This window comes from Stenotrophomonas sp. Sm10, from assembly GCF_030985515.1.
Lineage (GTDB): Bacteria > Pseudomonadota > Gammaproteobacteria > Xanthomonadales > Xanthomonadaceae > Stenotrophomonas > Stenotrophomonas hibiscicola.
The window spans coordinates 59,871-85,921 of sequence record NZ_JAPTFO010000005.1; the positions used below are offsets into that span (position 1 = coordinate 59,871).

28 protein-coding genes are annotated in these 26,051 nt (G+C 67.1%); 14 read left to right on the forward strand and 14 right to left on the reverse strand.

Features of this window, described 5'->3' with window-relative positions; translation table 11 throughout:
• Window positions 1–21 precede the first annotated feature (21 nt).
• From O0J15_RS02640 to O0J15_RS02655, 4 genes are all read left to right on the forward strand, one after another.
• The gene (locus O0J15_RS02640) at window positions 22–291 is read left to right on the forward strand and encodes a Trm112 family protein (RefSeq protein ID WP_019659024.1); all 270 of its coding nucleotides are present in this window, start codon (window positions 22–24) and stop codon (window positions 289–291) included.
• Window positions 288–1,139, forward strand: a complete 852-nt coding sequence (gene nadC, locus O0J15_RS02645; protein WP_021203580.1) for a carboxylating nicotinate-nucleotide diphosphorylase — start codon at window positions 288–290, stop codon at window positions 1,137–1,139. The genes O0J15_RS02640 and nadC overlap by 4 nt, the downstream gene beginning before the upstream one ends.
• Window positions 1,140–1,314: 175 nt before the next feature.
• Complete coding sequence (locus O0J15_RS02650; protein ID WP_111097901.1) at window positions 1,315–2,316, forward strand: DUF2272 domain-containing protein; 1,002 nt, start codon at window positions 1,315–1,317, stop codon at window positions 2,314–2,316.
• A 67-nt stretch (window positions 2,317–2,383) separates the two neighbouring features.
• Entirely contained in the window at window positions 2,384–2,734 is a 351-nt protein-coding gene (locus O0J15_RS02655) for a DUF3301 domain-containing protein (protein ID WP_049423257.1), read from the forward strand.
• Between the two features lie 46 nt (window positions 2,735–2,780).
• Here O0J15_RS02655 and O0J15_RS02660 read toward each other — a convergent pair whose 3' ends face one another.
• From O0J15_RS02660 to O0J15_RS02690, 7 genes are all read right to left on the reverse strand, one after another.
• Window positions 2,781–3,233: a ClpXP protease specificity-enhancing factor gene (locus O0J15_RS02660; RefSeq protein ID WP_019659028.1), complete on the reverse strand. Its 453-nt coding sequence runs from the start codon at window positions 3,231–3,233 to the stop codon at window positions 2,781–2,783.
• 83 nt (window positions 3,234–3,316) lie between these two features.
• On the reverse strand, window positions 3,317–3,952 hold the full coding sequence (locus O0J15_RS02665) for a glutathione S-transferase N-terminal domain-containing protein (RefSeq protein WP_021203577.1): 636 nt from the start codon (window positions 3,950–3,952) through the stop codon (window positions 3,317–3,319).
• 134 nt (window positions 3,953–4,086) lie between these two features.
• Window positions 4,087–4,836 carry a cytochrome c1 gene (locus O0J15_RS02670; protein ID WP_058979545.1) on the reverse strand — a complete coding sequence of 250 codons (750 nt, stop codon included), beginning with the start codon at window positions 4,834–4,836 and terminating at the stop codon, window positions 4,087–4,089.
• Window positions 4,829–6,088: a cytochrome bc complex cytochrome b subunit gene (locus O0J15_RS02675; RefSeq protein ID WP_019659030.1), complete on the reverse strand. Its 1,260-nt coding sequence runs from the start codon at window positions 6,086–6,088 to the stop codon at window positions 4,829–4,831. Before O0J15_RS02675 ends, O0J15_RS02670 begins: the two co-directional genes overlap by 8 nt.
• Window positions 6,088–6,708 (reverse strand): ubiquinol-cytochrome c reductase iron-sulfur subunit, encoded by a 621-nt coding sequence (gene petA, locus O0J15_RS02680; protein ID WP_004151998.1) that lies wholly within the window; start codon window positions 6,706–6,708, stop codon window positions 6,088–6,090. Before petA ends, O0J15_RS02675 begins: the two co-directional genes overlap by 1 nt.
• Window positions 6,709–6,892: 184 nt before the next feature.
• Window positions 6,893–7,813: a lytic transglycosylase domain-containing protein gene (locus O0J15_RS02685; protein ID WP_019659031.1), complete on the reverse strand. Its 921-nt coding sequence runs from the start codon at window positions 7,811–7,813 to the stop codon at window positions 6,893–6,895.
• A 45-nt stretch (window positions 7,814–7,858) separates the two neighbouring features.
• On the reverse strand, window positions 7,859–8,827 hold the full coding sequence (locus O0J15_RS02690; protein ID WP_308305028.1) for a WYL domain-containing protein: 969 nt from the start codon (window positions 8,825–8,827) through the stop codon (window positions 7,859–7,861).
• A gap of 80 nt (window positions 8,828–8,907) precedes the next feature.
• Here O0J15_RS02690 and O0J15_RS02695 point away from each other — a divergent pair, with 80 nt between their 5' ends.
• Together O0J15_RS02695 and miaB are read left to right on the forward strand one after the other, a co-directional pair.
• Window positions 8,908–9,528, forward strand: coding sequence for a glutathione S-transferase family protein (locus O0J15_RS02695; RefSeq protein ID WP_058979542.1), 621 nt, complete (start codon window positions 8,908–8,910; stop codon window positions 9,526–9,528).
• Between the two features lie 206 nt (window positions 9,529–9,734).
• Complete coding sequence (miaB, locus tag O0J15_RS02700) at window positions 9,735–11,153, forward strand: tRNA (N6-isopentenyl adenosine(37)-C2)-methylthiotransferase MiaB (RefSeq protein WP_308305029.1); 1,419 nt, start codon at window positions 9,735–9,737, stop codon at window positions 11,151–11,153.
• Window positions 11,154–11,226: 73 nt separating this feature from the next.
• Here miaB and O0J15_RS02705 read toward each other — a convergent pair whose 3' ends face one another.
• The 3 genes from O0J15_RS02705 to O0J15_RS02715 are packed head-to-tail and all read right to left on the reverse strand — an operon-like array spanning window position 11,227 to window position 14,236.
• A complete protein-coding gene (locus tag O0J15_RS02705) occupies window positions 11,227–12,339 on the reverse strand; it encodes an ABC transporter permease (RefSeq protein ID WP_308305030.1) in 1,113 nt (370 codons plus the stop codon).
• Entirely contained in the window at window positions 12,336–13,259 is a 924-nt protein-coding gene (locus O0J15_RS02710) for an ABC transporter ATP-binding protein (RefSeq protein ID WP_111097895.1), read from the reverse strand. The genes O0J15_RS02705 and O0J15_RS02710 overlap by 4 nt, the downstream gene beginning before the upstream one ends.
• A gap of 20 nt (window positions 13,260–13,279) precedes the next feature.
• Window positions 13,280–14,236: an HlyD family secretion protein gene (locus O0J15_RS02715; RefSeq protein ID WP_021203568.1), complete on the reverse strand. Its 957-nt coding sequence runs from the start codon at window positions 14,234–14,236 to the stop codon at window positions 13,280–13,282.
• A 441-nt stretch (window positions 14,237–14,677) separates the two neighbouring features.
• On the opposite strand from O0J15_RS02715, the gene O0J15_RS02720 reads away from it, so the two are divergent.
• The 8 genes from O0J15_RS02720 to O0J15_RS02755 all read left to right on the forward strand — a co-directional run bounded on the left by O0J15_RS02720 (window position 14,678) and on the right by O0J15_RS02755 (window position 21,295).
• Complete coding sequence (locus tag O0J15_RS02720) at window positions 14,678–15,664, forward strand: PhoH family protein (RefSeq protein ID WP_019659038.1); 987 nt, start codon at window positions 14,678–14,680, stop codon at window positions 15,662–15,664.
• Complete coding sequence (ybeY, locus tag O0J15_RS02725) at window positions 15,661–16,146, forward strand: rRNA maturation RNase YbeY (protein ID WP_019659039.1); 486 nt, start codon at window positions 15,661–15,663, stop codon at window positions 16,144–16,146. Before O0J15_RS02720 ends, ybeY begins: the two co-directional genes overlap by 4 nt.
• Window positions 16,147–16,193: 47 nt before the next feature.
• Window positions 16,194–16,799, forward strand: a complete 606-nt coding sequence (locus tag O0J15_RS02730; RefSeq protein WP_019659040.1) for a hypothetical protein — start codon at window positions 16,194–16,196, stop codon at window positions 16,797–16,799.
• Window positions 16,800–16,877: 78 nt separating this feature from the next.
• Window positions 16,878–17,486, forward strand: a complete 609-nt coding sequence (locus O0J15_RS02735) for a hypothetical protein (RefSeq protein WP_308305031.1) — start codon at window positions 16,878–16,880, stop codon at window positions 17,484–17,486.
• A complete protein-coding gene (locus tag O0J15_RS02740) occupies window positions 17,486–18,073 on the forward strand; it encodes a hypothetical protein (RefSeq protein ID WP_209020378.1) in 588 nt (195 codons plus the stop codon). Before O0J15_RS02735 ends, O0J15_RS02740 begins: the two co-directional genes overlap by 1 nt.
• Window positions 18,074–18,137: 64 nt before the next feature.
• On the forward strand, window positions 18,138–19,019 hold the full coding sequence (locus tag O0J15_RS02745; RefSeq protein ID WP_019659043.1) for an HlyC/CorC family transporter: 882 nt from the start codon (window positions 18,138–18,140) through the stop codon (window positions 19,017–19,019).
• On the forward strand, window positions 19,016–20,266 hold the full coding sequence (locus tag O0J15_RS02750) for a DUF4105 domain-containing protein (protein ID WP_019659044.1): 1,251 nt from the start codon (window positions 19,016–19,018) through the stop codon (window positions 20,264–20,266). The genes O0J15_RS02745 and O0J15_RS02750 overlap by 4 nt, the downstream gene beginning before the upstream one ends.
• A 6-nt stretch (window positions 20,267–20,272) precedes the next feature.
• Window positions 20,273–21,295 (forward strand): magnesium and cobalt transport protein CorA, encoded by a 1,023-nt coding sequence (locus O0J15_RS02755; protein WP_134734922.1) that lies wholly within the window; start codon window positions 20,273–20,275, stop codon window positions 21,293–21,295.
• Between the two features lie 167 nt (window positions 21,296–21,462).
• Here O0J15_RS02755 and O0J15_RS02760 read toward each other — a convergent pair whose 3' ends face one another.
• The 4 genes from O0J15_RS02760 to O0J15_RS02775 all read right to left on the reverse strand — a co-directional run bounded on the left by O0J15_RS02760 (window position 21,463) and on the right by O0J15_RS02775 (window position 25,815).
• Window positions 21,463–22,827: an NAD-dependent succinate-semialdehyde dehydrogenase gene (locus O0J15_RS02760; protein WP_308305032.1), complete on the reverse strand. Its 1,365-nt coding sequence runs from the start codon at window positions 22,825–22,827 to the stop codon at window positions 21,463–21,465.
• Window positions 22,828–22,910: 83 nt separating this feature from the next.
• Window positions 22,911–23,753 carry an ABC transporter permease subunit gene (locus O0J15_RS02765; RefSeq protein WP_021203562.1) on the reverse strand — a complete coding sequence of 281 codons (843 nt, stop codon included), beginning with the start codon at window positions 23,751–23,753 and terminating at the stop codon, window positions 22,911–22,913.
• Complete coding sequence (locus O0J15_RS02770; RefSeq protein WP_049469494.1) at window positions 23,750–24,682, reverse strand: ABC transporter permease subunit; 933 nt, start codon at window positions 24,680–24,682, stop codon at window positions 23,750–23,752. The genes O0J15_RS02765 and O0J15_RS02770 overlap by 4 nt, the downstream gene beginning before the upstream one ends.
• Window positions 24,679–25,815 (reverse strand): ABC transporter ATP-binding protein, encoded by a 1,137-nt coding sequence (locus O0J15_RS02775; protein ID WP_005415926.1) that lies wholly within the window; start codon window positions 25,813–25,815, stop codon window positions 24,679–24,681. Before O0J15_RS02775 ends, O0J15_RS02770 begins: the two co-directional genes overlap by 4 nt.
• Window positions 25,816–26,051 lie beyond the last annotated feature (236 nt).

A 26,051-nucleotide genomic window follows, 5' to 3' on the forward strand; every position in this document is an offset into this window, starting at 1 on the left:
TTCCACGCAAGACGAAGAACCATGGATCGCAAGCTGCTCGACCTGCTGGTGTCGCCGGACACCCGCCAGCCCCTGTCCCTGCTGGATGGCAAGGGCCTGGAAGCCCTCAACAAGGCCATTTCCGCCGGCGCGGTGACCAAGGCCGATGGCAACCCGCTGGCGCAGCCGCTGCGCGAGGCACTGGTCACCCGCGACCGCAAGCAGGTCTTCCGCGTGGACGATGGCATTCCGGTGCTGCTGGCCGAGGAAGCCATTCCCACCGCCCAGATCGCCGACTTCCCGGCCGCATGAGCGCGCTGCCGACGCCGGACGCGGCCGTTGTCGCCGCCGATGTCGCGCGTGCGCTGGCCGAGGACCTGGGCAGCGGCGACGTCACCGCTGCGCTGCTGCCCGACCAGGCCGACAGCGCTTACCTGCTGTGCAAGCAGGACGGAGTGATCGCCGGTCGCCCCTGGTTCGACGCCACCCACCGCGCACTCGACCCGGAGGTGCGCATCGAATGGCGTGTCTCCGAAGGTGACCCGGTCACTGCCGGCACCGTGCTGGCCCTGCTGCACGGGCGCAGCCGCAGTCTGGTCAGTGCCGAGCGCACCTCTCTGAATTTCCTGCAGACGCTGTCCGGCACCGCCACCACCACCGCCCGCTACGTAGCGGCAGTGGCCGGTACCGGCACGCGCATCCTCGACACCCGCAAGACCCTGCCCGGCCTGCGCCTGGCGCAGAAGTACGCGGTGCGCTGCGGCGGTGGCGAGAACCACCGCTTCGGCCTGTACGACACGGTGATGCTGAAGGAGAACCATATCCGTGCCGCCGGTTCGCTGGCCGCAGCGGTGGCCGCCGCACGCCGGCAGTGGCCTGCGCTGCCGCTGGTGGTAGAGGTCGAAGACCTGGCGCAGCTGCGCCAGGCGTTGGAAGCCGGGTGCGAACGCATCCTGCTGGACGACTTCAGCCCCGACCTGCGTCGCGAAGCCGTACGCATCACGGCCGGCCGCATTCCACTGGAAGTCTCCGGCAGCGTCGGCCTGGGCGGCCTGCGTTCGATCGCCGAAGACGGCGTGGACTGCATCTCCATCGGCGGGCTGACCAAGCATGTGCAGGCCATCGATCTGTCGCTGAAGCTGGGCCCGCCGCCGGCTTGAGGCCTGCGGGACGTTGTCGAGCCTACGCTCGGCTGCTTCTCGATCTGCGGCGCGCCCTGCACCCGCTTTGCGCGATGAGCCGAGCGTGGGCTCGGCTCTGCACGACCGGAACGCCTTCACGGCTCGGCTACGGCCGCCTCTGCGACGCTGCCGGCATCCCCCACAGGAGCCGTGCATGCGCCGGATGCTCTTGCCTGCCTGCCTGCTGCTGGCCGCAGCGCCGTTGTCCGCAGCGGCCGCCGAAGCCTGCGATGTTCCGCCCCGCTTCGGCCTGAGTCCGTTGGCGGTGGCCATCCGCAACACCGCCTGCAATGAGCACCGGCTCTGGTACCGGCCCTTCATCGATCGTGAAGGCCGTGCCGCCAGCCTCAGCGTCACCGAGGCCGAAAGCGATCACCTGGCCGACAACGGACTGATCGCCTGGCAGCGCGTGGCTGGCTACTGGCGAAACAGCGGCACGCTCAACGCGATGGGCAGCATCGCCGGCGCCAGCAGCTGCCTGGCACCGCTGGGCACGCGCTACACCGACAGTGACTGCCGCGCGTTCCTGATCGACAACCCGTGGTCGGCCGCGTTCATCTCCTGGGTAATGGTGCAGTCCGGCGTTCCTGGCTTCAATACCTCGCCTCGCCACATCGACTACATCCGTGCCGCATACCAGGGCGGCCCCTCGGGCGTGCCGTACCGGCTGGTCGACCCGGCCACGGCCAAACCCGCGCCGGGCGACCTGCTGTGCTTCCTGCGCGACCGCAGCACCACGCTCAGCTACAGCGGGCTGGTGCAGGCGCTGGGCAACGGCTCGGTGGGCCACTGGAAGTCGCATTGCGAAGTGGTGGTGGCCGCCAACCTGGGGGGCGACCAGACCCTGTACCTGGTCGGTGGCAACGTGATGAACACCGTAGCGATGCGGCTGCTGCCGCTGGACCGCACCGGGCTGATCAAGCTGCCACCGGCGCGCGAACGCAACAGCACCGGCATCGACCCGAGCTGCACGCCAGGGCGCGAGGACGAATGCAGCTTCAACCGCCAGGACTGGGCAGCCCTGCTGCAGCTGACTGCAACCTCACCGCTGGTGATGCCCTCGCCCACTGCGACGCCGATGCAGCCCACTCCGGCACCGCAACCGATCATCGTGCCCGCGCAGCCGGTGTCCAGCGAACCGCAGCCGCGGCGGTGAGTGCGGCGCTTGATCCAGCGCGCGTTCGCCGCCATCTTTGCGGGATCGACCTCTGACGGCTGACGCCATGCCTACCCTGCTGCTGTTGCTGATTGCCGGCGGAATCATCTACTTCTTCTGGAACGCGGCACGCTCGGCCGCAGAGCGCGCCGTTGAATTGGGCCGCAATGCCTGCCGCGCAGCTGATGTGCAATGGCTGGATCAGGCGGTGCACGCCACCGGCCTGCGCCTCTCGCGCGGCGAGGATGGCCGGCTTGGGTTCGAGCGCACCTTCAAGTTCGAGTATTCCTACGATGGCATCGATCGCCACGTGGGTCGCATGGTGCTGCGTGGCGACCAGTTGATCTCGTTCACCGGCCCCGGCGCGGCGCGGATCAGCCAGATCCGGCCGGATGCGGAGGATGCCGAGGATGTGTAAGGGCTGAAGGCGTGCCGACCAACGGTCGGCACCCACCGTTACTTGGTTACTTGACCACGCGCAGGTTCGGCCGCCCCTTCGGCGGCGGGCTGGCTGGCGGCGTATCGTCCGGCGGCGTGCCTTCCTCGTGCAGCAGTTCGTCGCTGGTCGGCGCGGTTTCGCTGCCCGGGATATCATCCGGCAGCGCCATGCCCTGCCCGGTCTCGCGGGCATAGACCGCCAGCACGGCGCTGATCGGCACCTGCACCGGGTAGCTGGTACCGGAGAAGCGCGCCGAGAAGCTCACCATCTCGTTGTCGATCATCAGCCGTACGACGGCACGTTCGGCGATGTTGAGCACGACCCGGCCATCCTTGACCGCCGAAGGCGGCACCTGCACGCCGGGAACGCCGGCGTCGACCAGGATGTGCGGGGTCAGCTGGTTGTCGTTGATCCATTCCACCAGCGCCCGCAGCAGGTACGGGCGGTGGCTGGTCATGTGGAAGAAGTCTTCGGTCATGCGTGAAGTGTACGCGCCCGGCGCCCCGCCGGGGCGGATCGCCTGCACGCCGGTCGGCGTGCAGACGGGTAACGCGGGCCGGATCAGGCCGGCAGGTCGCGCAGCTTCTTTTCCTGCTCGGTCAGGCTGCGGACGAAACCGGGGTGGCGGAAGATGCGGTTACCGTAGTCCTCAATCGCCTTGCCATCCTTCGGAAGTGGCACATCCAGCGATTGCAGCCGCCAGATGATCGGGGCCATGGCGCAGTCGGCCAGGCTCATTTCCGGGTTGAGGAAGAACTTGCTGGCCTTGAACAGCGGCAGCGAGGCGGTCAGCAGTTCCTTCAGGCGCTTGCGCCCGGCCTCGGCCTGGGTCTTGTTGCCCAGCTGGATGGCCTGCACCTGCGGCACCCAGTCGTGCTCGATGCGCAGCATCGCCAGGCGGATGCGCGCACGCGACAGCGGATCGACCGGCATCAGCGGCGGATGCGGGTAGCGCTCGTCCAGGTACTCGCTCACCACCGACGCGGCGTAGAGCACCAGCTCGCGCTCCACCAGGGTCGGCACCGAGTGGTACGGATTGAGATCGATCAGGTCTTCGGGCGGGTTCTGCGGATCGACCGGAACGAAGTCGAAGGTGACGCCCTTGGCCGCCAGGACCAGGCGCACCCGGTGGCACAGCACATCGTCGTTCGAGGAAAACAGCGTCAGTGTATTGCGCATGCGTACGCTCGCCGCCATCAAAGGCTCTCCCACGACAGGAGACCGCCTGCCGCATCGGCGCCGCCGGCACCGTGCCGACGGTCGACTCCTCCCCGAGTGTGCAACCGACCATCACAAAAGCCAATAGGCCCGTGCGATGGCCGGCGGCCGAATCAGTGGACGTCCTTCCAGTATTCCTTCTTCAGCAGGTACAGCAGGAAGGTCAGCAGGGCCAGGAACAGGATCACCCACACGCCCAGCTGCTGGCGCTTGAGCGCGGCCGGCTCGCCGGCGTATTCGAGGAAGTTGGTGATGTCGCGCACCGCCTGGTCGTACTGCCCGGCATCCACCGATCCCGGCGTTTCAATCTTCAGGCCGGTCACCGGCGGGTCCATGCCGGGGCCTTCGGCCTTGCCATGCACGGCGTGCTGCAGGCCCTGCATCTCCCACAGCGGGTTCGGCATGGAGGCGTTGGCGAACAGCGCGTTGTTCCAGCCCAGCGGCCGGCTGCTGTCCAGGTAGAACGACTTGAGGTAGGTGTAGACCCAGTCGCTGCCGCGCACGCGCGCGATCAGGCTGAGATCCGGCGGCATCTTGCCGAACCACTTCTCCGCGTTCTCCTTGGGCATCGCCACCGGGATCGGGTCGCCGATCGCCGAGCCGGTGAAGTTGAGGTTGTTCATCACCTCTTCCTCGGTCAGGCCCAGGTCCTGCGCCATCCGCGAATAGCGCAGGTACTTCAGCGCATGGCAGCCGGAGCAGTAGTTCATGTACAACTGTGCGCCGCGCTGCAGCGAGGCGCGGTCACCCAGATCGTTGCCGGCCTGCAGCAGCTTGGTGCCGCCCTCGGCGGCGGAGGCCAGGAAACTGCCCAGCATCAGGGTGGCCGCCAGGGCCAGCCGGACCATCCAGCGCTCAGTCATGCGTGGTCACCCTCTCCGGTACCGGCTTGGTCTTGTCCAACCGTGTCCATAGCGGCATGGTGATGAAGAAGGCGAAGTACAGGAAGGTCAGCACCCGCCCGATGTAGGTTTCATGCACGTCGGTGCCCGGGCCGGAGCCGATCACGCCCAGCCACACGAAGCACACCGCCAGCACGCCCAGCATCACCCTCGAGATCCAGCCGCGGTAGCGCACCGATTTCACCTTCGCCTTGTCCAGCCACGGCACCAGGAACAGGATCGCGATGGCCGAGAACATCACCAGCACGCCACCGAGCTTGTTCGGCACTACGCGCAACATCGCGTAGTACGGCGTGTAGTACCAGACCGGCTTGATGTGCTCCGGGGTGACCAGGCGGTTGGCCTCGGTGAAGTTGTCGTGCTCCAGGAACAGGCCGCCGAAACCAGGCGCGAAGAAAATGATGAAGGCGGCGATGATCAGCAGGAAGCCGGCGCCTACACCATCCTTGAGCGTGTAGTACGGGTGGAACGGAATACCGTCGGCCGGAGCGTTCGGCGACCAGCGGTTGCCCTTCGGCCCCTTCTTGATCTCCACGCCATCGGGGTTGTTCGAACCCACTTCGTGCAGCGCGCCCAGGTGCAGTACCACCAGCAGCAACAGCACCAGCGGCAAGGCGATGACATGCAGCGCGAAGAAGCGGTTGAGCGTGGCGTCACTGGGCAGGTAATCGCCCATGATCCACTCGGTCAGGCCGTTGCCGATCACCGGTATGGCACCGAACAGCGAGATGATCACCTTGGCGCCCCAGAACGACATCTGGCCCCACGGCAGCACGTAGCCCATGAAGGCTTCGGCCATCAACACCAGGTAGATCAGCATGCCGAGGATCCACACCAGCTCGCGTGGCTTCTGGTAACTGCCGTACAGCAGGCCACGGAACATGTGCAGGTAGACCACGATGAAGAACAGCGAGGCACCCGTGGAGTGCATGTAGCGGATCAGCCAGCCCCACTCCACGTCCCGCATGATGTACTCGATGGAGCCGAACGCCTCGGCGGCGCTGGTCTTGTAGTGCATCGTCAGGAAGATGCCGGTGACGATCTGGTTGACCAGCACCAGCAGCGCCAGCGAACCGAAGTAGTACCAGATGTTGAAGTTCTTCGGCGCGTAGTACTCGCTCACATGCTTGCGATAGACCGGCATCAGGCCCGGCGCGCGGGCATTGACCCAGTCGGCCACGCCGCTGGCGGTACGGCTGAGGATATTGGCCATCAGGCAGCCCCCTGCGGATCGACACCGATGATGATGGTGTTGTCGTCCTGGTAATGGTGCGCGGGCACCTTCAGGTTGATCGGCGCCGGCACGTCCTTGAAGACGCGTCCGGACATGTCGAAGCGCGACTTGTGGCAGGGGCAGAAGTAGCCGCCCTTCCACTGCGGGTCGTAGGGCTCAGGCCGGATTTCGGCGACCATTTCCGGCGAGCAGCCCAGGTGCGTGCACAGGCCGACCAGTACGGAGATGTCCGGCTTGATCGAGCGCAGTTCGGGGTTCTGCTTCAGCACGTAGTCCGGCTGCTGGTCCTTCTCGCCGGACTCGGGGTCCTTGAGACGGCCGTCCAGCCCATGCAGCGCATCGAGGATGGCCTTGGACCGCTTGACGATCCAGATCGGCTGGCCACGCCATTCCACGATCAGGCGTTGGCCTTCCTGCAGGGCGCTGATATCGGCCACCACCGGTGCGCCGGCAAGCTTGGCGCGGGCACTGGGGTTCCAGGATTTGATGAAAGGAACGGCGGTGAATCCGACGCCGACGGCGCCCACCACGGCTGTGGTGGCAGAAAGAAAACGCCGACGTCCGGTGTTGACTGGATCGTGTACCCCATCGTTGGCCATCCGGCACTCCGATATTGATTAGGTAGCTTTAAGGCTGCCAGCGGATCCGGTGGGGGCCAGAGCCGCATTGAATCGCGGTCGAGTGTAGCGGAACCGTCGCGCGCCACACAACGCTCTTTGCAAGGAGTGCCGACTGACAGTCGGCACCCACTTGTTCAAGGGAGTGCCGACCAACGGTCGGCACCTACTGGTGACTCAGGGCGGTGCGGTAACGCTCGGCCAGCTGCCCGACCCGGCGCACGTAGTACTGCGTCTCGCTGTAGGGCGGCACGCCACCGTGGCGGTCGACCGCGCCCTCGCCGGCGTTGTAGCCGGCCGCAGCCAGGGTCAGGTCGCCATTGAAGCGCTTCAGCAACCACGCAAGATACTGCACGCCACCGCGGATGTTCTGCCCGGCATCATAGGAATCGCTGACCCCGAAGCGGGCCGCGGTCGGCGGCATCAGCTGCATCAGGCCCTGCGCGCCGGCGCGGCTGAGCGCGGTCGGGTTGTAGGCCGACTCGGCGTGGATGATGGCGCGCACCACGGCTTCTTCGACGCCGAACTCGCGTGCGGCCGAGGTGATCTCGGTCTGGAACGCGGTGGTGTTCAAGCGCACCGAACCGAAGTCCACGCGTGGGTTGACGCCACAGGCATAGCAGCGCTCCATGAAACTGTAGCGGATCGTACGCACCGGGCCGAGGTTGGCGACCTGGGTTGGCCGCGCACTGGTGTAGTGGCGCACCCCATCCTTCATGAAGGAATAGACCTGGCCGCTGACCATCCGCCCGGCCCGCGAGGCCGTCGGTGCCGCAGCAGGCGCGGGGGCAGCAGGCGTCGACGCGACCGCAGTGGGCGCAGCGGCGCTGGCCGCCACGGCGACCGGATTGCGTTCGATGCTGGCCACCGTGGTCGGCGCAGGCTTCGGCGCGACCACCACAGGGCGCGGTGCCGGCCGGGTATCGCGGCTGTAGCTGATGCTGCTGCAGCGCGCGCCGGCCACTCGCTTGCTCACGTAGCTGGTGACCCCGTCGGCACCCTGGCACTTGTACAGGGTGCCGGCGCTGGCCGGCGCAGCGGTCAGCGCAGCGATGATGATCGCCGTTGTCCCCAGTATCCCCTTCATGCCGCGAGTGTCCCAGCTTCGCCGGGGCTTGCCAAGCGACGTGGCTCAGCCTGTGACCGGCGGCACAGCCAGCACCTGGCCCAATCCGGCCAAACGCTGTGCCAGCTCATCGCGCAGGCCCGGCGGTGTGGTCCACAACGCCACCGGCACCCGGTCCAGGCTGAGGATCTGCGCCAGCATCATGCCGCGGCTCTCGGCGCCCATGCGCAACAGGCAATGGCCGACACCATCAGCCTCCAGCACACCACACCACGGTGGGATGCGCCCTTCCAGCTCGGTGCGGCTGCCGGCCAGGCGGACGATGGCCTGCAGTGCGAACGGCGCCTGGCTGACCGCCTGCCGCACCATCACGTCCGGAGGGGCTGGCGTGCGCCGGTGCAGGCCCGGCTCGGAGCACTCACGTACGGCACCCATGCGGTCCACGCGCAGAGTGCGCCAGTCCTGCCGCCCCAGGTCCCAGGCAAGCAGATACCAGCGCCGCCCGTAATTGACCAGGTGCTGGGCCTCGACCTCGCGCTGGGTGACCGCGTCCTGCGCACTGCGGTATTCGAAGGCCAGCCGCGACGCCTGCCGACAGTGCTGGGCCAGCCGTCCGAGCAGGCGTGCGTCGGTGGACGGAAGGTCGGCCAGGGTGGCCGTCGCCGCATGCACCTCCCCGGCCTGCCGGCGGCGGCGGGTCGGCACCAGCGGGTCGAGCTTGGACAACAGGCCCCGCGCAGTGTCGTCGATGCCGGCGACGGTCGCAGACGCGGCACGCAGGGCGATGGCCAGGGTGGTTGCCTCCTCCTCGTCCAGCAGCATCGGCAATACCGGCGCCCCCGCCCCGAGCTGGTAGCCGCCGCCCACCCCTGACGAGGCGTGGACCGGGTAGCCCAGCTCGCGCAGGCGCTCGATATCGCGGCGGATGCTGCGCCGGTCCACGCCCATGCGCTCGGCCAGCTCAGCCCCGGACCACTGGCGGCGGGCCTGCAGCAGGGCGATCAGGCGCAGCAGTCGATGGGCGGTATGGCGCATGAAGAATCGAGGACAGAAGTCGTCCGCAATAGTGCCCCAGGATGGCTTCCAGTTCACCACCCACCGCAAGGAGCAATGCCATGACCTCACGCCAGATCACCCTGTATCACGCCGCCCGATCCCGCTCGAGCGGCGCCGTGGCTCTGCTCGAAGCGCTGGGTGCCGACTACCGCATGCAGGTGCTGGACCTGAAAGCCGGCGCCAACCTGGCTCCGGCCTATCTGGCCATCAACCCGATGGGCAAGGTGCCGGCCATCGTCCACAACGGCGCACTGGTGACCGAGCAGGTCGCCATTTATCTGTACCTGGCCGACCTGTATCCGGAAGCCGGGCTGGCACCGCCGATCGGCGACGCCCTGCGCGGGCCCTACCTTCGCTGGATGGCCTTCTACGGCGCCTGCTTCGAGCCAGCGATGATCGACAAGGCGATGCACCGCGAGCCACCGCCGCGCCTGATGTCACCGTACAACGATGCGGACACCGTGCTGCAGGTGGTCGAGGCCCAGCTGGCACAGGGTCCCTACCTGCTCGGCGGGACGATGAGTGCCGCCGATGTGCTGTGGGGCAATGCGCTGGCCTGGACCACGGCCTTCGGCCTGGTGCAGCCTGCGCCGGCCACGGCTGATTACATTGCGCGGATGAGCGCGATGACCGCCTTCGACCGTTCGCGGCAGATCGATGCGGAGCTGGCAGCGGCATAAGCAGCGCCGGAGCAGCCCCGGCCGGCTTTCCTTGTAGAGCCGAGCCCACGCTCGGCTGGCTTCAGTAGAGCCAGGCCATGCCAGGCTGCCCCATGGGAAGCGGGAAGAGCAGCCGAGCGTGGGCTCGGCTCTACAAGGGCGCGGCGGCTGGCGCGGGATGCGGGTAGAATTGCCCGCTTTCCCGCCACCCGAATGGATTAAGCGCCATGACCGGGACGCCAGACGTCTTTCCGCCCGTCACGCCGGGCGGTACCCCGCTCGTTGCCCTGCCCGCTGGTCCGCGCAAGCCTGACCAGGTCAAGGGCAAGCTGTACATCAAGACCCACGGTTGCCAGATGAACGAGTACGACTCGGCCAAGATGGCCGACGTACTTGCCGCCAGCGATGGCCTGGAACTGACCGACAGCCCGGACGACGCCGACGTCATCCTGGTCAACACCTGCTCCATCCGCGAGAAGGCGCAGGAGAAGGTGTTCAGCCAACTCGGCGTGTGGAAGGGCCTGAAGAACAAGGGCCGCGAGGTCATCATCGGCGTGGGCGGCTGCGTGGCCTCGCAGGAAGGCGAAGCGATCATCAAGCGCGCCCCGTTCGTGGACCTTGTGTTCGGTCCGCAGACCCTGCATCGCCTGCCGGAACTGATCCGCGCACGCCGCGAGCAGAAGCGCCCGCAGGTGGACATCAGCTTCCCCGAGATCGAGAAGTTCGACCGCCTGCCCGAGCCACGCGCCGAAGGTGCCTCGGCGTTCGTGTCGATCATGGAAGGCTGTTCCAAGTACTGCTCGTTCTGCGTGGTGCCTTACACCCGCGGCACCGAAGTCAGCCGCCCGTTCGAGGACGTGGTGGTGGAAGTGGCGCAGCTCGCCGCGCAGGGCGTGCGCGAGATCAACCTGCTCGGCCAGAACGTCAACGCCTATCGCGGCCCGTATGGAGACGGTGAGTTTGCCGACCTTGGCCTGCTGATCCGCACCATCGCCGAGATCGATGGGGTCGGCCGCATCCGCTTCACCACCTCGCACCCGCTCGAGTTCAGCGATTCGCTGATCGATGCGTTCCGCGACGTTCCGCAGCTGGCCAACTTCCTGCACCTGCCGGTGCAGGCCGGCAGCGACCGCGTGCTGTCGGCGATGAAGCGCGGCTACACCGCGCTGGAATTCAAGTCGAAGATCCGCAAGCTGCGTGCGGTGCGCCCGGACATTTCAATCAGCTCGGACTTCATCGTCGGCTTCCCCGGCGAGACCGATGCCGACTTCGAGAAGACCATGAAGCTGATCGAAGACATCGGCTTCGACCACAGCTTCTCCTTCATCTATTCGCGCCGCCCGGGCACGCCAGCGGCCGACCTGGAGGACACGATCAGCGATGCGGAGAAGCACGCGCGCCTGTCGCGCCTGCAGGAGCGCATCAATGCGCACGCCGCCAGCATCTCCCAGAAGATGGTGGGCACGGTGCAGACCGTGCTGGTGGAAGGGCCGTCGCGCAAGAACCCGAACGAGCTGACCGGCAAGACCGAGAACATGCGGTCGGTGAATTTCCCGGCGCCTGCGCGCCTGATCGGGCAGTTCGTGGATGTGGTGATCACCGAAGCGCTGACCAATTCGCTGCGCGGGCGCGTGGTGGCGGAATAAGGTGTGCCGACCAACGGTCGGCACCTACCGGAAATGATGCCGGCCAGCGGCCGGCACTACCGAATGGCAGGCCTCAATCCAGGCGCTTGCGGAAACGCAGGATCGCCAGCGTCATCATCACCACGATGAAGGCCAGCAGCGCCAGTGCGTCGTGCCACAGCTCCCACAGCGAGGCGCCGCGCAGCATGATGCCGCGCACCAGGCGCAGGAAGTGGGTCAGCGGCAGCACTTCGGCCAGCCACTGCACCGGCCGCGGCATGCCGGCGAACGGGAACATGAAGCCCGACAGCAGGATCGACGGCAGGAACAGGAACAGGGTCATCTGCATCGCCTGGAACTGCGAACGCGCGCGCGTGGAGATCAGCAGGCCCAGCGCCAAGTTGGCCAGCACCAGCAGCACCGCGGCCAGGTAGATGTCGAGCAGGCTGCCGCGAATCGGCACCTGGAACAGCCAGGTGCCCAGCACCAGCACCAGCGTGGTCTGCAGCAGACCGATCGCTGCATAGGGCAGCACCTTGCCGACCATCAGTTCGCTGCGCGATACCGGCGTGGCGATCAGCAGTTCCATGTTGCCGCGCTCGCGTTCGCGCACCACCGCCACCGCCGTGAACATCACCAGGGTCATGGTCAGGATCACCCCGATCAGGCCGGGCACGATGTTCACCGCCGAGCGCCGTTGCGGGTTGTAGAAACTGGTCACGCTGACCTGGCCACCGGCAATGCTGCCTTCGCGCAGCGGCCGCGTATTGCTGGTCGGGCGCGTATCCAGTGGCACCTGCGCCAGCTGGATCGCCGCACTCTGCACCACGGTGTCGCTGCCATCGACCAGCACCTGCACTGCTTCGCGACCGTCGAAGCGGCGACGCTCGAAGTCGGCCGGCACCACGATGCCGACACTGATCTCGCCACGGCGCAGCGCCTGCATCAGTTGGTCGGGCGTGTACGCCTCGCTGCGCGGCGTGATCACGCCGGTAGCGACCATGTCCTGCACCAGCGCGCGAGAGGCGGCGCTGTTGTCCTGGTCGGCGACACCGGCATCGAGGTGGCGCAGGTTGAGGTTGATCGCATACCCGAACAGCAGCAGCTGCATCACCGGAATGCCGACGATCATCGCCAGCGTGATGCGGTCGCGGCGCAGCTGCCGCAGCTCCTTGAGCACGATCGCCCACAGCCGGCGCAGGTTCATGCCGCCGGCTCCCGGCCACGGCCGCGGGTGGCGGCGACGAACACGTCTTCCAGGTTCGGCGCTACGGTTTCGATATGCGCTTGCGGGTCGGCGCTGGCCAGCGCGCGCCGCAGCACTGCGACATCCGCTACGCCCTCATTGCACAGCACGCGCAGATGGGTGCCGATCTGCGCCACGCTCAGCACGCCGGGCAGCTCGGCCAGCACGCGGCTGGCCTGGCGTGGCTGCGATGACGTGACCTGCAGCGTGCGGCCGTCCAGCTGCGCACACAGTTCGGCCGGCGTGCCATCGGCGACCAGCGCGCCACGATCAAGAATAGCCAGCCGGTGGCAGCGCTCGGCTTCGTCCATGTAGTGGGTCGAGACCAGCACGGTGGTACCGGCGTCGGCAAGTTCAAACAGGGCCTCCCAGAAGTCGCGGCGTGACTCCGGGTCGACCGCGCTGGTCGGCTCGTCCAGGAACAGCAGTTCGGGCGAATGCACCACGGCGCCGGCCAGGGCCAGGCGCTGCTTCTGCCCGCCGCTGAGCGTACCGGCCAGCTGCGGCTGCCGGTCCTGCAACCGGTACTGCTGCAGCAGCGCATCGACCCGTTGCCGGGCCTGGTTGCGCGGCAGGCCCTGGATGGCGGCGAGGAATTCCAGGTTCTCGCGTACCGATAGGTCTTCGTACAGCGAGAAGCGCTGGGTCATGTAGCCGATGCGCCGGCGCAGTGCTTCGGCCTGCTCGGGAACCGCCAGGCCCAGCACCTCGATCTGCCCCGCACTGGGTTCCAGCAGGCCGCACAGCATGCGGATGGTGGTCGACTTGCCCGACCCGTTCGGGCCCAGGAAACCATAGACCTGGCCACGGGGCACGGTCAGGTCGACCTTGTCCACGGCCAGCAGATCGCCGAAGCGGCGGGTCAGGCCCTGCGCATGCACTGCGATGTCCGCACCGGTGTTCAGAAGCGCACCTGCACCGGCAGCCCGGCCGGAAGCGTCTGCATGTCGCTGGCTTCATCCACTTCGATCTCGGCGAGGTAGCTCAGGCGCTCGACGTCATCGCCGGTCAGTGCGTAGTACGGGGTGAATGAAGGCTCGCTGCGGATCGCGCGCACATGGCCCTTCAGTACGGTGCGCCCTCCCTCCAGCTGTATCTGCGCCGGCTGACCGACCTTGACCTGCAGGCGCAGCGGCTGCGGCAGGTAGACGCGCGCATAGGGGCGCTCGCCAACCAGCAGCACCGCCAGTGGCGCCCCGATCGGTGCCTGGTCACCCTGCCGGTACGGCAAGGCATCGATCACGCCATCGCGCGGTGCGCGCAGCTGCAGCTTCTGCAGGTTGACGCCCTGCACCACCTGCTGCGCCTGTGCGGCGTCGGCGGCCGCCTGGCCCTGGGCGATGTCCTGCGCGCGACTGCCGTGCACCCGTTCCAGCCAGGCCTGCTCGGCGGCACGCACGCTGGCCGCGGCATTGCCGGCGGCCGCCCGTGCACGGTCCAGCTCGGCGGCGGCGATCAGGCGCTGGCGTGCCAATGGTTGCACGCGCCGATAGTAGGCAGTGGCTTCAGCAGACTGCGCGCGCAACGCGGCCAGTTGTGCCTGGGCCTGTGCGATCTGTTCCTGCCGCGGGCCGAGCTTCAGCTCTTCCAGCTGGGCCTGCGCGCGCGCCGTGTCGGCCTGCGCCACCGCGAACTGCGCGTCGCCGCGGGCGGGGTCGAGCTGCATCAGCACGGCCCCGGCCTTGACCCGCTGGCCCTCGCGCACCTCCAACGTGGCGATCACCTCGGCCGCCGGCGCCGGCACCGTGATCCGGTCCCACTCCAGTGTGCCCAGCGCCGTTGGCGTTGACTGCCCACAGCCTGCCAGCAGGCCGATGGCCGCCAGCCCGAGTCCACGCATCCCGTTGCCGATGCCCATACCATCCCCTCCTGCGACGGCGACACGGTGCCAGCTGCCCCGTGCACCCTCAATGATTCCGATCAGCCCTGACGGTTTTTTCGCCACGTACGGGCGAGCCTTTTGCTGCAAGGCTCCTCTCCACCTATCCACAGCTTGATTCAGCATCATTCCACAGCTGGTGTGGAGAACCGAACGGGGGCGGCCGTACTGGGTGCCTGGCAGCGGAAGATGCGCTGCCGTCACAGGAGCCGGCCGGCTGTGACGGTTTTTTCACCACCGCCTCATACGCCTTGTGGCACAAGCACTGCGAAGGCCTATCCACAGGTTTTCGCGCCCCCCGTCCACACCGGGTGTGGAAAACCGCGTATCGGCCCGCTGCTGGCCGCATGCCCGGTACGCGCGTAACCTTGTCATCCCAAGTCCATCGCGGTGGACGGCGAACCCGCCCCACCCCAAGCAATGAAAAGCATCGATCATCGAGACTTCACCCTGTCGCCGGAAGACAACGAGCGATTGGCCAACCTGTGCGGCCCCTTCGACGGGCACCTGCGCCAGATCGAGCTGAAGCTCGGCGTGGAGATCGCAAACCGTGGCTTCGTGTTCCGCATCAGCGGGCCCAATGAAGCCATCGTGGAGGCGCAGAAGCTGGTTGAAGCGCTGTACGCCGAAGCCGGCGAGACCGTCTTTGACAACCACGCCATCCATCTGCGCCTGGCGCAGGCCAATGTCGAGCAGATCGCCGAACGCTCCTACGAAGCGCAGGAGGTCGCGATCAAGGTCAAGCGCGGTACGGTACGTGGCCGTGGCGCCAATCAGTCCCGCTACCTGCACCAGATCGCCACCCACGACATCAACTTCGGCATCGGCCCGGCCGGTACCGGCAAGACCTTCCTGGCCGTGGCCAGCGCGGTCGAAGCACTGAACGAATCGCGGGTGCAGCGCCTGATCCTGGTGCGCCCCGCGGTGGAAGCCGGCGAGAAGCTGGGCTTCCTTCCAGGCGACCTGAGCCAGAAAGTCGATCCCTACCTGCGACCGTTGTACGACGCCCTGTACGAGATGATGGGCGTGGAGAAGGTGGTCAAGCTGCTGGAGAAGAACGTCATCGAGATCGCGCCGCTGGCCTACATGCGCGGCCGCACGCTCAACGATGCATTCGTGATCCTGGACGAAGCACAGAACACCACCATCGAACAGATGAAGATGTTCCTGACCCGCCTGGGCTACGGCTCCACCGCGGTGGTCACCGGTGACCTGACCCAGACCGACCTGCCCAAGCACGTGAAATCCGGTCTGCGCGACGCCATCGATGTGCTGCGTGAAGTCGAGGGCGTCAGCTTCACCTTCTTCGAATCCCGCGACGTGGTCCGCCACCCGCTGGTCGCGCGCATCGTCAGCGCCTACGACCGCCGCGACCTGCATCAGATCCAGCCTGGAGCGACGCCATGACCCGTGGTCCCGTGCGACTGGACGTCGCCGTCAGTTATGCCCTGCCGCGTGCCGGCCTGCCGGCGGCCGTGAGCTTTCGCAAGTGGGTGGCCGCTGCGTTGAAGGGCCGCATCCGCGAGGCCGATCTGGCCATCCGCGTGGTCGATGCCAAGGAAGGCCAGTCGCTGAACCGCCATTACCGTGGCAAGGACTACGCCACCAACGTGCTCAGCTTCCCGGCCGAAGTGCCCGAAGGCCTGCCCAAGGGCGTCAAGTTTCCACTGCTCGGCGACCTGGTGATCTGCGCACCGGTGGTGGCCCGCGAAGCCGACGAACAGGGCAAGGCGCTCAACGCCCATTACGCGCACCTGACCGTGCACGGCGTGCTGCACCTGCTTGGCTGGGACCACGAGGACGACAAGGAAGCCGAGGCGATGGAACAGCTGGAGCGCGACATCCTGGCCGAGCTCGGCATCGCCGATCCCTACGCCGGCGAGCGCTGACGACCACGCACACCGGGTTCATCACGGAGGACAACCCCATCGCGCTGTTGCCCGCACTCATCGCCGCTCTTCTGCAGGTAACCACTGCCCCGGGCATCGACCCCGACCGGGAACGACCGTCGCCGTTCCCGGCCAGCGACAGCGCGGCCGACATTGCCGCCAAAGTCGCCGAGGTGCAGGCCTTCTTTGACGTCAGCCAACAGACGGCCCGCCAGGCGGTCGCCGAGGCGCAGCAGCACGCATTGATGGAACGCTTGAGGGCGCGCCACGCGGCACGCCTGGCCGGCATGTGGGTGGACAATGCGACGGGTTGGACCGTCGTCGTGCGATTGACTGGCCCAGCCTCCGAGGCGGATGAGACCCATCCAGGGGCGGACGGCCCGCAACGCGTGCGCTATATCATCGGCGCTTCAATGACCGAAGCGGAGATGCAGCGCCGTCTTCAGGCGCAGCAGGGCTGGTTCATCCCGCAGCTGCCCGGTCTGACCGGCTATGGCCTGGACGTCATGACCGGTGAACTGGAGCTGGAACTCCGGGATACCGCTGGCGCGCGCGCAACGGCGGCGACCGTGCGCGACCACCTGCAGGCGCTGCTGGGCTACCCGGTCAGGCTGCGCTGGTACCCAGCGGCATCGCAGCGCCGATCGCCCTGACCCAGCCGGGCTGCAGGTGCCGGTCCGCGCGCTGCGCAATTGTTTGCCGCCTGGCATGGCGGCACAAGGAAACCAAGGATGACCTCGGGAAACAGCTTCACGGCGATTGCAAAGAGTGCGGGCCTGTTCGCAGGCCTGCTGGTGCTGGGCGCGTACACCGTGCGCCGCATCAGCGCCCGCGACCCCAGCGGCAGGCACTGGCTGCTGCGCAGCCTGGCCCTGCTCTCGCCCTTGTGCCTGCTGGCCGGGCTGGCGACCGGCATGATCGGCCCACACCTCACGGGTAGAGCAGAACCCGTCCACCTGCCCGGGCTGTGGGAAACGTCGATGGTGCTGATACTGGTCGGTGCCTTGACCCTGCCGGTGCTGTGGCGAACGCTGCTGCAGCAGCGGCTTGGCAGGCCGGTCAACGCGCTTCCGTTCTTCCATGCCAGCCGCACCTCGTTGCTGGTGCTGTTCGTGCTGGCCGTGATCTACGTGAAAGTGGCCAGGACAGCCGCATCGGAAATGTTGCCCTGGCTGACCAGCCCGGGCCTGTGGCCGGCGGTGGTGCGCATCGCGGGGCAATCGATGCAGATCACCATGCTCGCGGTCGTGCTTACCCTCTCACTGATGGTCGTGCGGCGGGCGATGACCGGTTTCCTGCGCCTTCTCAGCGGGCTGTTCAGGCGCTCACCGGAGCTATGATGGGTGCCCTTCGCCTGCGGAAACCGCCCGTGTCCCTGCGTTGCTGCCTGCCCCTGCTGTGTGCCTTTGCGGTGCCTTCGGCCCTCGCCTCCAGTCTTGACCTGCCGGCCCTGATCGAATGCCGCCAGGGCGTGGCCGAGCAGGCCGCGCTGGCGCCGCTGCTGGCCGATCCGCTGAAGGCCGTGGCCCAGGGCCTGCAGCCGCTGCCGCAGGGCAACCAGTTCATGAGCGAGTTCCGGCTGGCCAGCCCGATCACCGTGTTCGGCCAACAGACCGATCGGGTGGCGGTGGCCGGCGCCAGCGTCATGGCCGTCCTCGACCAGGCCGACCCACGCCCGCTGGCCAAACGGCTGGAATTGGAGACCGGCTACGACCAGGACGGCAAGTTCATGGCCGGCCGCGAGCTGGTCAGCCGCGACGTGACCGACCCGAAGACCGGCGAGGCCCAGATCGAGTCGATCATCCTCAGCGTCTCCACCGTGGCCTCCCACCCGGGCAAGACCCTGGCCGGCTGCACCTACAGCCTGGACCTGCCCGAGGAGGAGCCGGCCGCGGCCGCCCCAGCCCCGGCCACCGGCAGTCACTGACAGGCCGTCACATCCTGCTAGACTTGGGTCAACGCCCGGCCTGCCGGGTGCCTTTTTTCCAGAGATGTCAGAAGACGACAGTAGTAGCTCCCCTGCGGAGCACAGTGAAAAGAAGCGCGGCTGGCTTGAACGCCTGACCTCCGCCTTCTCCGGCGAACCCCATACCCGCGACGAGCTGGTCGCTGTCCTGCACACCGCGCAGGAAGAAGGCCTGATCGCCGCCGATACCCTGAAGATGATGGAAGGCGCCATTTCGGTGGCCGAGCTGACCGTGGGCGACGTGATGATCTCGCGCTCGCAGATGGTCTCGCTGCCGGTTGAAGCGCCCTTCCTGGAACTGATGAAGCAGGTGGTCGAATCCGGCCATTCACGCTTCCCGGTACACGGCGAGAACAAGGACGACATCCTTGGCATCCTGCTGGCCAAGGACCTGCTGCGCGGCGTGGTCGCCGACAACGGCCCGGCCAACGTACGCGAGCTGCTGCGCCCGGCAGTGCTGATTCCGGAGGCGAAGAAGCTCAACGTGCTGCTGAAGGAGTTCCGCCTGTCGCGCAACCACATGGCCATCGTGGTCGACGAGTACGGCGGTGTCGCCGGCCTGGTCACCATCGAGGACGTGCTGGAACAGATCGTCGGCGAGATCGACGACGAGCATGACGAGGCCGAGGACCCGTCGGCGCAGATCGCCATCCAGTCCGACGGACAGTACGTGGTCGACGCGCTGACCCCGATCGGCGACTTCAACGAGCGTTTCGGCGCAATGTTCTCCGACGAGGATTACGACACGATCGGTGGCCTGGTCACCGAGGCCGTGGGCCATCTGCCGGAAGTCGGCGATGAGCTGGCACTGGACCGCTTCATGTTCCGCGTGGCCCGCGCCGATGCGCGCCGGGTGCAGGCCTTCCACGTGACCGTGCTGCCGCCGGACGCGCAGGACGACGCTTGAAGCGCCGCGGCCTGATCCTCATGGTGTGGCTGACACTCTACGTGTTGGCCATGGCCCTGCCGCTGGCCGCCTTCGCGCAGCCGGCGCCGGCCACACCTGCCGTGCCCGCGGCCAGCGCTGAAGCCCCTGCTCCGCGCATCGGCGTGGTGACCATGCAGCCGGGCACGGTGTTCTTCGAACGCTTCGGCCATGACGCCATCGTGGTGGTCGATCCGCTCAGCGGCGACGCAACCTCGTACAACTTCGGCTACTTCGACCCCTCCGAGGACGATTTCATCAGCCGCTTCGCACGTGGCGACATGATGTATTACCTGGTGGCGCTGCCGCTGCAACAGGACCTGTCGTACTACGACGAGACCGGCCGCGGTGCCAGCGTGCAATGGCTGGACCTGCGCCCGGACCAGGCGCGTGCGCTGGCCGCTGACCTGGCCGAGCGGGCCAAGCCGGAAAACGCGCGCTACCACTACGACTATTACACCGCCAATTGCGCCACGATGGTGCGCGACACCCTCGACAAGGCGTTGGGTGGTGGCCTGCAGTCGCAGCTGTCGGGGCGCTCGCGTGGCAACACCTATCGCAGTGAATCGGTCCGTCTGGCCTCGCCGGCACCCTGGATGTGGCTGGGCTTCGATGTGGGCCTGGGGCCGTTCGCCGACCAGCCGCTGTCGCGCTGGCAGGAAGCGTTCGTCCCGATGCGCCTGGCCGATGCCCTGCGCCAGGCACGCAACAGCGATGGCCGGCCGCTGGTGCAGGCCGAACAGGAACTGTTGCCGCACCGCATCGATCCGGAGCCGAAGGAGTTCGCACGCCGCTGGTGGCCGTGGCTGCTGTGCGGCCTGGTGATCGCCGCTGGCGTGCTGGCGCTGCGCAACCGCCCGCGCCTGCTGGCCGGGCTGGCACTGCCGTTCTGGCTGCTGTGCGCTCTGTTGGGTGGCGTGCTGGTGTTCCTGTGGGGCTTCAGCATCCACTACGCCGCGTGGGCAAACCGCAACCTGCTGCTGCTTTCGCCGCTGGCCGTGCTGCTGCTGCCCGGTGCGATCGCGCTGCTGCGCCGGCGCCTGCCGGGACGCATGTTCAGCATCATGTTGTGGCTGCTGGCGGTACAGGCGGTGGCCGCACTGGTGCTGCACTGGCTGAGCCTGCAGGCCCAGTACAACGTGCAGTGGATCGTGCTGCTGCTGCCGGTGCACGCGGCCCTGGCGTGGGTGCTGGGGCGCCGTCCTCACTTGTCCGAAACACGGCCCTGACGCACGATGGCGGGCATGTCATTGCCCGCCTCCGCTTCCGCCCCGGCTTCGGCCAACCCTACCTGCGTCATCAACTGCGTCCACTACGATGACGAGGGCAAACGCCACGACATCAGCCTGGACGCCATCAGCGATGTCATCGCCAGTGGCAATGGCTTCGTGTGGGTCGGCCTGTACGATCCCAACGACGATGTGCTGCTGAAACTGCAGGAAGAATTCTGCCTGCACGACCTGGCCATCGAAGACGCGCGCAACGCACACCAGCGGCCCAAGGTCGAGGCCTACGGCAATTCGCTGTTCGTGGTGGTGACCACCGCGCAGATGGTCGACGAGCGCATCCAGTATGGCGAAACCCATGCCTTCCTCGGCCCGCGCTTCCTGGTGACGGTGCGCCACGGCGCCTCGCTGTCCTACGCGCCAGTGCGCGCACGCGTCGAGCGCGAGCCGCAGCTGCTGAAAATGGGCCCGTCGTACTGCCTGTATGCGGTGACCGACTTCGTGGTCGACAACTACCTGCCGATCGTGCACCGCTTCCGCGATACCCTGGACCTGCTGGAGAAGGACATCTTCGCCGAGAATTACAAGCGCAGCACCGTGGTGCGCCTGTACGAGCTCAAGCGCGAACTGAACAAGATGCGCATGGCAGTGGCGCCACTGCAGGACGTGCTTGCGCAGCTGCGCCGCTACCAGGGCGAACTGATCCCGGACGAAGTGAAGCTGTACGTGCGTGACGTGCATGACCATGCGGTGCGCATCAGCGATGTGATCGACACCCTGCGTGAGATGCTGGGCACCGCGCTGAGCGTGAACCTTTCGCTGGTGACACTGGCGCAGGGCGAGACGGTCAAGCGGCTGGGTGCGTGGGCCGCACTCTTGGCGGCGCCGACGCTGATCACCAGCTGGTACGGCATGAACTTCAGCCACATGCCGGAGCTGAGCCAACCGTGGGCCTACCCACTGATGATCGTTGGCGTGGGCGGCGTCTGCGTAGGGCTGTACCGGCTGTTCAAGCGCGCGAAGTGGTTGTAGCGCGTATCGACCAACGGTCGATACCCACCATGCACGGGGGGCGTCGATACCCCGCAATCCGGTAGGCCCCGACCGTTGGTGGTGGCACATGACCCGCTTCTGGTAGTGCCGGCCGCTGGCCGGCAATCAGGGCAATGCGGGCCAGCGACCGGCACTACCGCTCGGGATCAAGCCACGTAGACGGTCTTGATGTTCATGAACTCATGGATGCCATGGTCAGCCAGCTCCCGACCAAAGCCTGACTGCTTGCTGCCGCCGAACGGCAGCCGCGCGTCGCTCTTGACGATGGCGTTGACGAACGCCGCACCGCATTCCATGCGCTGCGCGAAGCGCTCGCCGCGTACCGGATCGCCGGTCCACACGCTGCCGCCCAGGCCGAAGCGGGTGTCGTTGGCCACGCGCAGTGCCTCGGCCTCATCCTTGACCCGGATCACCGCGGCCACCGGCCCGAACAGCTCCTCGTCATACGCCGGCATGCCCGGGCCGACCTGGTCGAGCACCGTGGCCGGATAGCCGGCATGGGTGCCGGCTATCGGCTCACCACCGATCAGCACCCGCGCGCCCTTGGCCACGCTGGCCTGCACCTGCTTGTGCAGTTCGTCACGCAGGTCGGCGCGAGCCATCGGTGCCAGCGTGGTGCCAGGCTTATCGGGATCGCCGTACTGGCGCTCGCCCGCCGCCTCCACAAAGCGACGGGTGAACTCATCGGCCACCGCCTCGACCACGATGAACCGCTTGGCCGCGATGCAGGTCTGGCCGCTGTTGTCGAAGCGCGACTTCACCGCTGCGGCCACGGTCTTGTCGAGGTCGGCATCGTCGAGCACCACGAAGGCATCGCTGCCACCCAGTTCCATCACCGACTTCTTCAGCTGGCTGCCGGCATTGGAGGCGATCGAGCGCCCTGCCCGCTCGCTGCCGGTCAGCGTCACCGCCTTCACCCGTGCGTCGCGCAGCACGTCGGCGGCCTGGTCGTTGTCGATGTGCAGCACGTCGAACACGCCATCAGGCGGGCCGCCGTCACGGCACACCGCCAGGATCAGGTCGGCGCACTGCGGCACGTTGCTGGCGTGCTTGAGCAGAGCGACGTTGCCAGCCATGAACGCCGGGGCGAGGAAACGGAACACCTGCCAGATCGGGAAATTCCACGGCATCACCGCGAACACGCAGCCGATCGGCTCGTAGCGCACGTAGCTGCGCTGGGCTTCGGTATCGATCAGCTGCGGCTTGAGATAGTCGGCGGCGTGGTCGGCGTAGTACTCGCAGGCCGCCGCGCACTTATCGACCTCGGCCAGCGCCTCGGCCTTGAGCTTGCCCATCTCGTGCGTCATCGCCTGCTGTAGGTCGTCGCGGCGCGTGCGCAGCTGCGCCGCGATCTGGCGCAGGATCGCGCCGCGTTCCTGCAGTGAACGCTCGGCCCAGCCGGGGAAGGCATCGGCGGCGGCCTGCAGGCGCTGCTCGATGTCGGCAGCGCCCATCAGTTCATGGCGGTAGGTCACCTGGCCGGTGGCCGGGTCGATGATCTCGACGGTCATGGGGGATCTCCATCTGGAAGACCCCCATTGTGCGTCGCCGGCCGTGAGCCGGGTGTTGCCGGCACAGTGGACGGATCGTGTACTCAGCCGTTGTCCTGCCGCGCCAGCTGCAGGTCGCGCTGGCGCCGCTTCTCGGCGCGGGCATTGATGTACCAGCCGATCACCGCGGCGATCGATACCGCCGACACCAGCAGCGTGGCCAGTGCATTGATCTTCGGGCTGATGCCCATGCGCACCGACGCGAACACCTTCATCGGCAGCGTGGTCGAGCCCGGCGTGGCGACGAAGCTGGCCACCACCACGTCATCCAGCGACAGGGTGAACGCCAGCAGCCAGCCCGCCACCAGCGCCGGCGCGATGATCGGCAGGGTGATGCGGGTGAACACGGTCAGCCGGCTGGCCCCGAGGTCCATCGCGGCTTCTTCCAGCGACAGATCCATTTCCTGCAGGCGCGAAGACACCACCACGGTGACGAAGCACAGGGTGAAGGTGACGTGGGCGATCCAGATGGTGGCCAGGCCGCGCGCCGGGAAGCCGGGAATCGCGCCCATCGAGGCCAGCAGCGCCATCAGCGAGAAGCCCAGGATCACATCCGGCATCACCAGCGGCGCGGTGACCAGCGCACCGAACAGCGGCTTGCCACGGAAGCGCTTGAAGCGGGTCATCACCATCGCCGCCAGCGTGCCCAGCACGGTGGCGGTACAGGCGGTCCAGAACGCCACCACCAGGCTGGTCCACATCGCCTCCATCAGCGCGCGGTCGGCGAACAGGTCACTGTAGGCGCGGGTGGAAAACCCGGCCCAGACCATCGCCAGCCGCGAGCTGTTGAACGAATAGAACATCAACAGCAGAATCGGCAGGTACAGGAAGGCGAAGCCCAGCAGCAGCACGCCCAGCCCCAGGCCCTTGGCGGTACGCGGGCTCATGCCTGCTTCCCTTCCAGCAGGCGCTGCTGGGAACGGTTGAACAGCAGGATCGGCACCAGCAGCAACAGGATCATCGCCACCGCCATCGCCGACGCGCCTGGCCAGTTGCGGTTGTTGAAGAACTCGTTCCACAGCTGGCGGCCGACCATCAGTGTCTCCGAACCACCGAGCATTTCCGGGATCACGAATTCACCCACCGCCGGGATCATCACCAGCATGCAGCCGGCGATGATGCCCGCCCTCGACAACGGCAGGGTGATGCGCAGGAACGCCTGCCACGGCTTGGCACCGAGGTCGTAGGCCGCTTCCAGCAGGCGGTGGTCATGCTTGACCAGATTGGCGTACAGCGGCAGCACCATGAACGGCAGATAGCAGTAGACGATGCCGATGTAGGCGGCGGTCGGGGTATCGATCAGCTGCAGTTTCGGCAGGCCCATCGACGTCATCAGCGTCTGCAGGCCGGTGAACTGCAGGAACTGGTCGAGCAGGCCGTTGCGGTCCAGGATCGCCTTCCACGCATACACGCGGATCAGGAACGAGGTCCACGACGGCAGCACCACCAGCATCATCGCCACGTTGCGAGCGGCGGGCGACAGGCGGGCGATGGCATAGGCCATCGGGTAGCCGATCAGCAGGGTCAGGAAGGTGGAGATGGCCGCGATCCTGATCGAGCTCAGGAACGCCTGGGCATAGATCGAATCGCGGAACAGCGCCAGGTAGTTTTCCAGGTTCAGCTTCAGCGAGAAACCGCCGTCGGCGTACTGCAGCAGCCAGGTATACGGCGGCGAGCCGACCCGGCTGAGCGAGAAGCTGATCATCAGCACGATCAGGAACGGCACTGCGAAGAACAGCAGCAGCCACAGGTACGGAATGCCGATCACCGTGGCACGCAGCCCCGGCAGCCAGCGCTTCAGGCCGGCGACGCTCATGAGGTCAGCACCACGCCGTCGTTGTCGCGCCAGTGCACCCACACCTCGTCGCCCCAGGTGAAGCCATCACTGGCCCAGCGCTGCGAGTTGGCGAAGTTGGCCAGCACCTTGGCGCCGCTGGGCAGGCGCACGTGATAGACCGAGTGGCTGCCGAAGTAGGCGATGTCCTCGATCACGCCCTGCGCCTTGTTGGTGTGCCCTTCCGGCTCGTCCTTGCCGATCATCACCTTCTCCGGGCGCAGCGCGAACGCGACCGGCTGCCCTTCATAGCAGGTGATGCCATGGGCAATGTAGATCGGCGCCGGGAACAGCGGCGAGCGCACGGTCACGTACTCGGGCAGGTCCTCGTCGATCACCCCGTCAAACAGGTTGACCGAACCGATGAACTCGGCGACGAAGCGGTTGGCCGGCTGCTCGTAGACCTCGTCCGGCTTGCCGACCTGCTGGATCCAGCCGGCATCCATCACCGCGATGCGGGTGGCCATGGTCATCGCTTCTTCCTGGTCGTGGGTGACCATCACGCAGGTCACGCCCGACGACTCGATGATGCTGACCAGTTCCAGCTGCATCTGCGAGCGCAGCTTCTTGTCCAGCGCGCCCATCGGCTCGTCCAGCAGCAGCAGCTTCGGCCCCTTGGCCAGCGACCGCGCCAGCGCCACGCGCTGCTGCTGGCCACCGGACAGCTGGTGCGGCTTGCGCTTGCCCAGGTGGCCCATCTGCACCAGGTCGAGCATCTCGCCGACGCGCTTGCTGATCGCGTCCTTGCCCAGGCCATCCTGCTTCAGGCCGAAGGCGATGTTCTGCTCGACCGTCATGTGCGGGAACAGCGCATAGGACTGGAACATCATGTTGACCGGCCGCTGGTACGGCGGCAGCGCGTCCAGGCGCTGGCCATCGACGGTGATGCTGCCCTTGGTGGGCGTCTCGAAGCCGCCCAGACAGCGCAGCAGGGTCGATTTACCACTGCCGGAGCCACCGAGCAGGGCAAAGATCTCGCCCTTGCGCACGTCCAGGTTGACGTCGTCGACGGCGACGAATCCGTCGAATTCCTTGCGCAGATCACGAATGGAGAGATAGCCGGGCGCACCGGTCGTGTCGACGACGGCGGCTACCGGCTGGGCTTCAACGGGCATGGGGGCTCCGGGAGCGGGCGGTGGACAGCGGCGGCCATTCTAACGGCCGGGGGCCGAAGGGGATATGACGGCAGTGGGTGGAAGCGGCCGCTGGCGCGCCCAGGCCTCCCGAGGTGTGTCGGTTTTCCCCCGCCATGGCGGCCTGTCCGCCGGAAGGCCCGGGCTCTCCTCGACGCCCGGACGGCCGTCCCGGCCAGACACCACGGGCGGCGGCCCGATCTGCAACATTTTTCAGA

Excerpts from the sequence above, each read along its gene's own strand:
- O0J15_RS02640 (WP_019659024.1), top strand. The coding sequence starts at position 22 with ATGGATCGCAAGCTGCTCGACCTGCTGGTGTCGCCGGACACCCGCCAG.
- nadC (WP_021203580.1), top strand. The coding sequence starts at position 288 with ATGAGCGCGCTGCCGACGCCGGACGCGGCCGTTGTCGCCGCCGATGTC.
- O0J15_RS02650 (WP_111097901.1), top strand. The coding sequence starts at position 1,315 with ATGCGCCGGATGCTCTTGCCTGCCTGCCTGCTGCTGGCCGCAGCGCCG.
- O0J15_RS02655 (WP_049423257.1), top strand. The coding sequence starts at position 2,384 with ATGCCTACCCTGCTGCTGTTGCTGATTGCCGGCGGAATCATCTACTTC.
- O0J15_RS02660 (WP_019659028.1), bottom strand. The coding sequence starts at position 3,233 with ATGACCGAAGACTTCTTCCACATGACCAGCCACCGCCCGTACCTGCTG.
- O0J15_RS02665 (WP_021203577.1), bottom strand. The coding sequence starts at position 3,952 with ATGGCGGCGAGCGTACGCATGCGCAATACACTGACGCTGTTTTCCTCG.
- O0J15_RS02670 (WP_058979545.1), bottom strand. The coding sequence starts at position 4,836 with ATGACTGAGCGCTGGATGGTCCGGCTGGCCCTGGCGGCCACCCTGATG.
- O0J15_RS02675 (WP_019659030.1), bottom strand. The coding sequence starts at position 6,088 with ATGGCCAATATCCTCAGCCGTACCGCCAGCGGCGTGGCCGACTGGGTC.
- petA (WP_004151998.1), bottom strand. The coding sequence starts at position 6,708 with ATGGCCAACGATGGGGTACACGATCCAGTCAACACCGGACGTCGGCGT.
- O0J15_RS02685 (WP_019659031.1), bottom strand. The coding sequence starts at position 7,813 with ATGAAGGGGATACTGGGGACAACGGCGATCATCATCGCTGCGCTGACC.
- O0J15_RS02690 (WP_308305028.1), bottom strand. The coding sequence starts at position 8,827 with ATGCGCCATACCGCCCATCGACTGCTGCGCCTGATCGCCCTGCTGCAG.
- O0J15_RS02695 (WP_058979542.1), top strand. The coding sequence starts at position 8,908 with ATGACCTCACGCCAGATCACCCTGTATCACGCCGCCCGATCCCGCTCG.
- miaB (WP_308305029.1), top strand. The coding sequence starts at position 9,735 with ATGACCGGGACGCCAGACGTCTTTCCGCCCGTCACGCCGGGCGGTACC.
- O0J15_RS02705 (WP_308305030.1), bottom strand. The coding sequence starts at position 12,339 with ATGAACCTGCGCCGGCTGTGGGCGATCGTGCTCAAGGAGCTGCGGCAG.
- O0J15_RS02715 (WP_021203568.1), bottom strand. The coding sequence starts at position 14,236 with ATGGGCATCGGCAACGGGATGCGTGGACTCGGGCTGGCGGCCATCGGC.
- O0J15_RS02720 (WP_019659038.1), top strand. The coding sequence starts at position 14,678 with ATGAAAAGCATCGATCATCGAGACTTCACCCTGTCGCCGGAAGACAAC.
- ybeY (WP_019659039.1), top strand. The coding sequence starts at position 15,661 with ATGACCCGTGGTCCCGTGCGACTGGACGTCGCCGTCAGTTATGCCCTG.
- O0J15_RS02735 (WP_308305031.1), top strand. The coding sequence starts at position 16,878 with ATGACCTCGGGAAACAGCTTCACGGCGATTGCAAAGAGTGCGGGCCTG.
- O0J15_RS02740 (WP_209020378.1), top strand. The coding sequence starts at position 17,486 with ATGGGTGCCCTTCGCCTGCGGAAACCGCCCGTGTCCCTGCGTTGCTGC.
- O0J15_RS02745 (WP_019659043.1), top strand. The coding sequence starts at position 18,138 with ATGTCAGAAGACGACAGTAGTAGCTCCCCTGCGGAGCACAGTGAAAAG.
- O0J15_RS02755 (WP_134734922.1), top strand. The coding sequence starts at position 20,273 with ATGGCGGGCATGTCATTGCCCGCCTCCGCTTCCGCCCCGGCTTCGGCC.
- O0J15_RS02760 (WP_308305032.1), bottom strand. The coding sequence starts at position 22,827 with ATGACCGTCGAGATCATCGACCCGGCCACCGGCCAGGTGACCTACCGC.
- O0J15_RS02765 (WP_021203562.1), bottom strand. The coding sequence starts at position 23,753 with ATGAGCCCGCGTACCGCCAAGGGCCTGGGGCTGGGCGTGCTGCTGCTG.
- O0J15_RS02770 (WP_049469494.1), bottom strand. The coding sequence starts at position 24,682 with ATGAGCGTCGCCGGCCTGAAGCGCTGGCTGCCGGGGCTGCGTGCCACG.
- O0J15_RS02775 (WP_005415926.1), bottom strand. The coding sequence starts at position 25,815 with ATGCCCGTTGAAGCCCAGCCGGTAGCCGCCGTCGTCGACACGACCGGT.